Below are 9248 nucleotides of genomic sequence, written 5' to 3'. Positions count from 1 at the left end.
TTTGTGCTACTCTTATCATGTTTACCACTATATCATATGATGATAAACACAAAAAATGTTTGTATAATTGTGATTCATGAGGGGCTGTTACCTGGGGTTTCCCCAGGTATTGATAAGCCCCGTCCCAGCCTTGGCGAAGCCGAAGACTGAGAGTTCTCACAACATTTGGTTAAATCTTTAATTTCTGTTATCAATCTTTGGTAATGACTGTCTTCGATCGCCGAACTAGATGATTCGATGGAAATTGATTCTAATAAATCAATCCAAGATTTACAACCACCATAGGCAGGATCGAAAGGAATAGATTGGGGAGAATCGAGATGATAAACCCTGAGTAATAAAACCATCAATGGCTGTTGGGGTTTCCATTTAAGGCGATCGCTTATCATCTGTTCGTTCCAAATATGGTAAGGCAATAATGCCTCTACTTTTTGTGGTTCGGAGATAGAAATCACATCGATTATCTCAGCATAACTCTTAATTTCTACTGTCTGAGGATGCCATCCCGATGGTACAGGATTTACTTTTTGGGAATATTCTGGTTTAAGTAAATGGGGTTTTTGATGTTCGTAGGTGGGATACAACCAAAAGCGATCGCTTTTGACCTCAAATTTCTTTTCCCCGATTCCTCCTTTTCGCAATAGAACTATAGTTTTGCCTGCGGTAAGAGCATCAACGGCAACCGCCCATTCTTTTAAAGCTTTAGTAAGCAACATAACTGTCAAAGTTTTTCTTAATATTTATCGATAGACAAATTTTCTCGAATTACGGGAGTATGATTTTGGCGATCGCGAGTAGTTTTTTGAGAAATTGCCGACTGAACTCCTTCAATAGTAGAAATCATACTATTGGGATCCATAAACATAACTTTGCTGCTATCACTTTGACCGATCTCTTTACCCATCTCTAAATATTCTTGAGCTAGAAGAAACTGTAATGCTTCTCTGGCATTAGGATCGTTTTGCAGTTTATCCATGACAATTTTCATGGCTTCGGCAGTAGCTTCGGCTTTTAAGATTTGTTCTTGACGTTCCCCTTCAGCTTTAAGGATAATGGCTTGCTGTTCTGCTTCGGCTTTTAAAATAGCTGCTTTTTTGGCAGCTTCTGCTTGTAATAATTTAGCTTGAGCATCCCCTTGAGCGGAATTGATCGCCGAATCTCGATGTCCTTCGGAAGTGAGAATATTAGCTCGTTTTTGTCTTTCGGCTGCCATTTGTAATTCCATCGAGTCTTGTACTGCTTTGGAAGGCATAATATCTCGCAATTCGACTCTCGTTACTTTAACTCCCCAAGGATCGGTAGCAATATCCAATTCTCGCAACAGAATTTCGTTGATTTCAGTACGAGCGGTAAAGGTTTGATCGAGTTCTAATTTACCCATTTCCGAACGAATTTGAGTCAAAACCATATTCACCATGGCATCTCGAAGATTTTCTACCTTATAAAAAGCTTTGTACATATCCATGATGCGCCAATAAACCACCGCATCTACGGTAATGCTGACATTGTCGCGAGTAATACAAGATTGAGCGGGAACATCTAGAACTTTTTCTTTGACCGTATCTTTGTAAACTACTTTATCGATAAAGGGAACGACGAAATTTAATCCTGGCTCTAGTTTCTTTTTGTAGCTACCCAAACTTTCAATCAGATACTCTTCTTTCTCTTTAACAATTTTGACCGAACCTGCTACACCCGAGCCAAAAAACATCAATAAAATTAGAGTTAGAAACTGAGTCATGATTTAGAGCCTCAAATATATTGAATTTTAATATTGTTTTAGTTATAACTCCGATTAAATGCGATCGGGTTAATTTATTAAGTTTAATTCTGAAAGTTAGTTTGAGGTTAGAGATTAGGTATTGCTCTCTACAAAAGAGCTAGGTAGTCGATCGATTTAGTTTTTTCCTGAGATCGTTTTGTTGTTTTCCCTATTTTTTTTTATATTTTCATACCAAGCCATTAAGGGATAAGCAGTAATGCCATGAAGAATTATCGAGAATACAACTATCGTATAGGTAATCCAGAGAATCTGTTCGGCAACATCTCCCGTTACTTCTTTACCTAAAGCATAGGTGAGATAATAAACCGAACCCAAACCTTTGATCCCAAACCATCCCATCAAGCGACGGGTATTTGATGGTAAATGTCCTGGCAACATTGCTAACCAAACACCTACAGGGCGAATTATTAAAAATAACATTCCTGCAATTAATAGGGATTGTCCTGCATATTCAACCATTGGTGCAAATAATAATACAGTTCCTAAAATAACGATCGCCGTAATTTCTAATAGCTTTTCTATTTGTTCTGTAAATTCTAATTGTGCCATTCGCTTGTCCTGAAAGGGAAAATAGCTTCGCTGCACCACCAAACCAGCAACAAATACAGCCAGAAAACCATAACCGTAGACTAGTTCGGTTATGGAATAAGCGAGCAGAATAATACTAAGTGCTACAAAATCTTCCATTAAATCGTTGGCAGGACGAAGTTTTTGTAACCTGCGATCGATCCAGACTACTATTTTGGCAATAATAACGCCCATCATAACTCCTGCTGCGATCGCCCAAATTAAATCGATCGCCACCCACTTTTTGAACCAATTATCCCAATTAGAATCTTGAACGGCATAAATACCGAAATAAACAAAAGGAAAAGCAAGAGAATCGTTTACCCCACCTTCGGAAGTGAGAGCAAAACGCAATTCATCTTGATCTTCTACGTCGGCTAGCTGTACTTCAGAAGCCAAAACTGGATCGGTAGGGGCGAGAATTGCTCCTAGTAATATTCCAGCCCCCCAACTCATGTCTAAAATATAATGGGCGACTGCTGCCAGGGTAAAAATTGAAATTGGCATCAACAAACCAATCAATCTTATTGTCGATTGCCACGCCCAAAGTTTGAGGGGGCGATTAATTTTTAGCCCGCAACCAAATACCGAGACAATAACAATAAATTCAGTCAGCCTTTCCAGGAATTGGGTACTTGGTCTGACTTTAATTAAACCCAAACCATAAGAACTTAATAAAATACCTACAATTAGATAAACTATGGCATAAGAAAGGGGCAATCTTTCGATCCAACCTGAACCCAAAGTTACGCCCAATAGTAATAAGCCAAGAATGAGCAAGCTAAGAATATAGGTATCCATCAATTAATTTTTTGCTTAATCAAATTTGCCTCAACTTAGCTTAGTTATGGTTAAGATTAAATCTATTTAAGGTTTTATTGTTAATAATTAGTTATTTTAAAAATAAATATATCGCTAGTTGGATGTTATATTATTTGAATTAATTTCAATCAAGCATTTTGTAAGGTAAAACAATTAAAGTATTGCCCTTTTTCTGCACGATATAAACAACTTCATTAGGAGCAATATCTCTAGTTTCATCAGCACACTTTGCTTGCCAAGAATTTCCTTCATAAAGAACCCTCCCCATTGTTCCAGCAGGAATACCACTAATAGCTTTAGCTTCCACATCATCACCTGTAATTGCTACTTTACTTTTGGGAGTAAAAAAACGTCGCGAGAGAATAATTAATGCCGTAGCAAAAACCAACCAAAGAGCGGTTAATATGATTAGATTAGGTAAAAACAAAGAGACAATCGCCACTAACATTGCAGCCACACCCATCATAAAGCTGACAAATGCTGAGGGATAGACAAATTCCATCATGCAGAGAATCCCCCCTGCAATTATCCAAACCAAAGTAGGATTGAGCATAGTAAATAAATGCGATCGCGCTGTTGTAGCCTTACAAATCCATTTTAAAGCTTAAAAATAAACAACGCTAAGGTGGCAATCTATAAATTCTGGCGTGTTGCCATTATGAGCAAATTGCGATCGCCTTGAATGTCAGATCTAATCTGGTTTGACAGGCGATCGCATACTACATCTTGATAAAACTAGGGTTAATTAATTTAACCATCCTTTTAAGCGACGAGCTACTTGAGGGCGACGTAGTTTGCGCATGGCTTTACTTTGAATTTGGCGCACTCTTTCGCGGGAAAGGCTAAACATACCGCCCACTTCTTCTAGGGTGTAAGGCTGGCTGGTGGACAACCCATAACGGAGACAAATCACGTCTTTTTCTCTTTGAGTCAAGACATCATCCAAGACATCGGTAATTTCTTGACGCATCATGGTTTCATTCATTCGATCTTCGGGTAATTGAAGATCGCTGTCTTCCAACAAATCTACTAGTTCGGTATCTTCTGCTTTACCAACTCGATGGTTGAGAGATAAAGATTGACGGCGCAATTCTAACAGTTGACGTAATTGGGCAAGAGAAATTTTTAATTCTTTGGCTAATTCTGATTCGTTGGGGTTGCGTTGTAGTTTTTGTTTGAGGTTGCGTTGGGCTTTTTTGAGCTTATTGAGCTTTTCAACAATGTGAATCGGCAATCTAATGGTGCGAGCATCATTAGCAATAGTGCGAGTGATTGCTTGTCTGATCCACCAGTAGGCGTAGGTAGAGAATTTATAACCTTTATTGGGATCGAATTTTTCAGTAGCTCTATTTAAACCGATCGCACCCTCTTGAATTAAGTCTAGAAAAGGTACGCCACGATTGAGATAGCGTTTGGCGATGGAAACCACTAGACGCAGGTTAGAACGAATCATTTTACGCTTGGCTACTTTGCCTTTATAAAGCAATAGTTCTAGTTGGCGTTCCGATTCCAAACCCATAGCAGCTGCTAATGTGCTTTTACTTGGCTTTTCTCCTTGCTTGCTAATGAGTTTTTGTCTATTTTTCTCCACCTCCAACATCATTTTGACATCATTAGCCAAAGTTATTTCTTCTTCTGCTGTTAGGAGTGGGTAACGAGCCATTTCTTTGAAAAAAGCACCTATATTATCTTCTAAAGGAAGTTTGCGACGACTATTCGCTTCAGGATTTTCGCTGTCTCCTGAAGAGTATTCTGCTTCAACTAATTTTAAATCTTCATCAATTGTGGCGGCATCTTCGTCTAGAGCAATGTCGATATCGTACGCGGTTTTATCTGTTAGTTTTGCTGTACTCATTAGTTTTATTCCTAAATTTTGCTAAAGAAGTATTTGGATATTTACGAAAAATTTATTATCAATATTTAACTGATAGGATAAATTTATATTTGCTCTACTTATGTCGAATTAGCTCTCTTAAAAGTTTTATTAAATCTTTAGGCAAACGGTTTTATCGCTAATTTATCCTTGACAGTTTTTTTCAAATTCTAGCTTTATTTTCTTACTGATTGTATGATTATTAAAGTCTCATACTTCGGAATCAATCTAGCAAAATCACATCTTTTCTTAATGTTTTTTTTTGTAAAAATGGGGTAACGTATGGGACTATGAATTGAGTACAATCTCCTATTGTTAAAGGTTTTTAGTAGTTATCGTTCATGTTTATTTCCTAAATATGTAAGCTAACTTCTTATTTCTATATTTTGGCAGAATTAATTAAGCATACTTCCATTAAACCTTGAAAAAAACTGTATTCTTTTTTACCCTAAATAAAGTTTTGTAATGAATTGCTAACTTAATCTCAGGCTGAGAAAATTTTTGTCTTGATTATAAACTATGAAGATTGCTTAAGCGGTAAAGGTTACAGGATTTGTTAGTCTTTTTTTTAATTGCTTCAAATTACGATTATTAAGTGATTTTACGTAATATCACTGATAAAAATAAAAACTAGAGAAAACAATTGACCTTTAAAGTAATTAAGCTGAATTTTTATTGGTAAGATAGTATTTTTGTACGAATGTTGGTAATAATCTGATGTTAACGGGTACTCATAGCAATCTATCTCGATTAAATTACGAAGACTTAGCAGAATCTCTAGAACCAACTACTTTTATCGCAGCAGAACCCGAACAAAATTATGAAACTAATGTCAGAAAATGGATCGAAGTTTTAGTAGATTGTCCTGGAATAGAGAAGTTGTATACTTATAGTCTTCCCCCAGGTTTATTAGTTGCAGCAGGAGATATTGTCAGCGTACCTTTTGGAATGCAAACTCACGGTGGTATTGTCATTCGCTTGTTAATCGATCCTCCTCAAGATCTAAAAATAGATAGTATTCGTCCCATTGAAGATGTTATTACATCGAGTTTTTTTCCTCCCAGATATTGGCAATTATTAGGCAAAATAGCTAACTATTACTGTACCGATCTTATCAGTACGATTCGCGTTGCTCTTCCTCCTGGTTTGTTAGGGCGATCGCAACGTAGAATCAGATTAAATCAAGCAGCAATTCCTCCAGGTGCGGAGAATTTTTGTAATACGGTGGCGGGAAAAGTTCTAAAACTGCTGCAAAGTCAAAAAGATGGAGATTATAGCGTCAGTTATCTCAAAAGCCAGATTAAAGGAGCAAGTCGCGGTATTCGAGAGTTAAATAAACGAGGCTGGATTGAAAACTATCTTGAAGACCCAAAACGTGCCAAACCCAAACTAAAAACCGCCGTTACTTTGGTTTCTGGAAGCTTATTAAATGATTTGACCACCAGACAAAAAGAAATTTAAAATATCCTCAAAAACGAAGGGGGAGAAGCTTGGCAGACAGAATTCCTGAAATCCTGCAAAACCACTTTGCCAACCCTAAAAAAACTAGTAGATAAAGGCTACATAATCTTAGACGATCGCGAGGTATTGCGGAAAGAACAGGGAGTCGCCCAAACTCCAGATTCACCTAAAGAACTAAGCCCCGAGCAAGCTAAAGCCTTAGCTGTCATTAAAGCCCAGACTAGTTACGCCAAAATTCTGCTACATGGGGTAACGGGATCGGGAAAAACCGAAGTATATTTACAAGCGATCGCGCCAATCTTAGCTCAAAATAAATCGGCATTAGTTTTAGTCCCCGAAATTGGTCTGACTCCCCAACTAACAGACCGTTTTCGCGCCCGATTTGGAACGCAAGTATGCGTTTATCACAGCAAACTATCGGCAGGCGAACGTTACGACACTTGGCGACAAACCATTCAAGGAGAACCCCAAGTAGTTATCGGCACGCGATCGGCGATTTTTGCTCCCTTGCCAAATTTGGGTTTAATCGTCCTGGATGAAGAACATGACTCCAGTTTTAAGCAAAATCGCCCCGCACCTACCTATCACGCTCGTCAGGTAGCTGATTGGCGGGCGGAGTTTAATGATTGTCCCTTAATTTTGGGTTCGGCTACTCCTTCTTTGGAAAGTTTGGTTGCGGTTAGAGACTGGGAGACTGGGAGATGGGGAGACTGGGAGACGAGGAGACTGGGAGACGAGGAGAATGGGAGACGAGGAGACGAGGAGATGGGGAGACTGGGAGACGAGGAGATAGAGATAAGTGATAACAATAAATTTTATCTTTCATTGCCAAGTAGAATTGGATCTCGTCCGTTACCCCAGGTAACTATTATCGATTTGCGTCAAGAGTTAAGTCGGGGGAATCGTTCTATTTTTAGTGGAACATTACAAAACGCCCTACGAGAAATGCAAGAGAAAGGAGAACAAGGAATCTTGTTTATTCCTCGACGGGGACACAGTACTTTCGTTTCTTGTCGCAGTTGCGGTTATGTAATCGAATGCCCCCACTGTGATGTTTCTCTTTCTTATCACTACAGTCATGAAGGGGCAGCAAAATTATTACGCTGTCATTATTGCAACTATACTGCCCTGCAACCCAAATCTTGTCCTGAATGTAGTTCTCCCTATCTCAAGTTTTTTGGTAGTGGCACGCAAAAGGTAACCCAAGAGTTAAATAAATTATTTCCCGAATTGCGATCGATTCGGTTTGATAGCGATACCACTAGGAATAGAAAAGGGGCGCATCGCGAATTAATCGATCGCTTTGTGCGTCAAGAAGCTGATATTCTAATTGGCACGCAAATGTTAACTAAGGGATTAGATATTGCGGGGGTTACAGTAGTGGGAATTGTCGCAGCGGATGGTTTGTTACATCGTAGCGACTATCGTGCCGCCGAAAGAGCTTTTCAAACCATGACTCAGGTAGCAGGAAGGGCGGGAAGGGGAGAAGCCCCAGGAAAGGTTATCGTGCAAACCTATTCTCCAGAACATCCTGTAATTCAAGCGGTGAAAAATCACGATTACGATCGCTTTAGTAGAGCGGAATTAGAATCTAGGGAAGAGTTGAGTTACCCTCCCTATGGAAAACTGATTTTAATCAAATTAAGCAGTATAGATAGTCAGGAAGTAGAGCAAGCAGCAGAAACTTTAGCCGATATTTTAATCGATATCCTCAGTCCAGAATACGATATCTTAGGTCCTGCACCCGCTAGTATCATGCGGGTAGCCCGTCGTTATCGCTGGCAAATTTTGATTAAATTTCCTCTAGAAGAATCTAACCTCCCCGATCTCAATAGCTTGCGATCGCATTTACCCAAGTCTGTCAGCATGACTATTGATGTCGATCCCATCAATATGGAGTGATTTGTAATAAGTAATAAGTAATAAGTAATAAGTAATAAGTAATAAGTAATAAGTAATAAGTAATAAGTAATAAGTAGCTACGCTTTCTTGTTGTCCCCTAGTCACCTAATCCCCCAGAAATGAAGCTACGCAATTTACACTACATCATAAAGGGCAGTCGTCATAAACCTGTTATCTTGTTTTTGCATGGCTTTATGGGGAGTAGTCGGGATTTTCAAGAAGTTGTCGATCTGTTGCAAGATGATTTTTGCTGCTTGCTAGTCGATTTACCCGAACATGGAAAGACTGGAAAATGGAATGGCGATTACGGAATGTCCGATGTAGCCTTCGCTATTGTTGGTTTGTTGCAAGAATTATCGCTCGAACAATGTATTTTAGTTGGTTATTCTATGGGGGGAAGGCTAGCTTTATATTTGGCGGTTTATTTTCCTCAATATTTTGTTAAAGTCGTTGTGGAATCCGCTTCTCCTGGTTTACCAACTCAAGCAGAAAGAGAAGAACGCCTTAAAAAAGATGCCATCTTAGCAAATAAACTAGAAACTGAAAACTTTGCTTTGTTTTTAGAGAGATGGTATCAAAATCCTCTATTTGCTTCTTTAGTTCGCCATCCTAATTATCATCATGCGATCGCCAGAAGATTGAATAATAACCCCTGGCAATTAGCCCAGTCTTTACGTTGTTTGGGTTTGGGAAGACAATCTTCTCTCTGGGAAGAGCTAATAAATATTAAGCTCCCCATACTCTTAGTAGTAGGTGAATTAGATCCTAAATTTGTGGCGATTAACCAAAAGATGAACTTAAAATCTCCTCAATTTAAGTTAAAGGTAGTAGAAAATACTG

Annotated in this window: 6 protein-coding genes and 1 pseudogene; 2 read left to right on the top strand and 5 right to left on the bottom strand. The window is 38.7% G+C overall.

Annotated elements, in window-relative coordinates:
• Nucleotides 1-74: 74 nt before the first annotated feature.
• The 5 genes from AC33VI_RS17240 to AC33VI_RS17220 form a co-directional block, all read right to left on the bottom strand.
• Complete coding sequence (locus AC33VI_RS17240; protein WP_491783495.1) at nt 75-716, bottom strand: DUF1802 family protein; 642 nt, start codon at nt 714-716, stop codon at nt 75-77.
• Between the two features lie 17 nt (nt 717-733).
• Nucleotides 734-1741: an SPFH domain-containing protein gene (locus AC33VI_RS17235; RefSeq protein WP_491783494.1), complete on the bottom strand. Its 1008-nt coding sequence runs from the start codon at nt 1739-1741 to the stop codon at nt 734-736.
• Between the two features lie 156 nt (nt 1742-1897).
• Nucleotides 1898-3151, bottom strand: coding sequence for a cation:proton antiporter (locus AC33VI_RS17230; protein WP_491783493.1), 1254 nt, complete (start codon nt 3149-3151; stop codon nt 1898-1900).
• Nucleotides 3152-3296: 145 nt separating this feature from the next.
• Nucleotides 3297-3725 carry an NfeD family protein gene (locus tag AC33VI_RS17225; RefSeq protein WP_491783492.1) on the bottom strand — a complete coding sequence of 143 codons (429 nt, stop codon included), beginning with the start codon at nt 3723-3725 and terminating at the stop codon, nt 3297-3299.
• 192 nt (nt 3726-3917) lie between these two features.
• A complete protein-coding gene (locus tag AC33VI_RS17220) occupies nt 3918-4988 on the bottom strand; it encodes an RNA polymerase sigma factor, RpoD/SigA family (protein WP_491783496.1) in 1071 nt (356 codons plus the stop codon).
• 774 nt (nt 4989-5762) lie between these two features.
• Here AC33VI_RS17220 and priA point away from each other — a divergent pair.
• Nucleotides 5763-8408: pseudogene (gene priA, locus AC33VI_RS17215) on the top strand (primosomal protein N').
• 119 nt (nt 8409-8527) lie between these two features.
• Nucleotides 8528-9248, top strand: a 721-nt coding sequence (menH, locus tag AC33VI_RS17210; RefSeq protein WP_491783491.1) for a 2-succinyl-6-hydroxy-2,4-cyclohexadiene-1-carboxylate synthase, incomplete at its 3' end; no start/stop codon positions are given.

The organism is Waterburya sp. (genome assembly GCF_058530065.1).
This window is presented reverse-complemented; position numbering and strand designations above follow the sequence as displayed.

Coding starts and splice junctions, on each gene's coding strand:
- AC33VI_RS17240 (WP_491783495.1), bottom strand. CDS start 716: ATGTTGCTTACTAAAGCTTTAAAAGAATGGGCGGTTGCCGTTGATGCT.
- AC33VI_RS17225 (WP_491783492.1), bottom strand. CDS start 3,725: ATGCTCAATCCTACTTTGGTTTGGATAATTGCAGGGGGGATTCTCTGC.
- AC33VI_RS17235 (WP_491783494.1), bottom strand. CDS start 1,741: ATGACTCAGTTTCTAACTCTAATTTTATTGATGTTTTTTGGCTCGGGT.
- AC33VI_RS17230 (WP_491783493.1), bottom strand. CDS start 3,151: ATGGATACCTATATTCTTAGCTTGCTCATTCTTGGCTTATTACTATTG.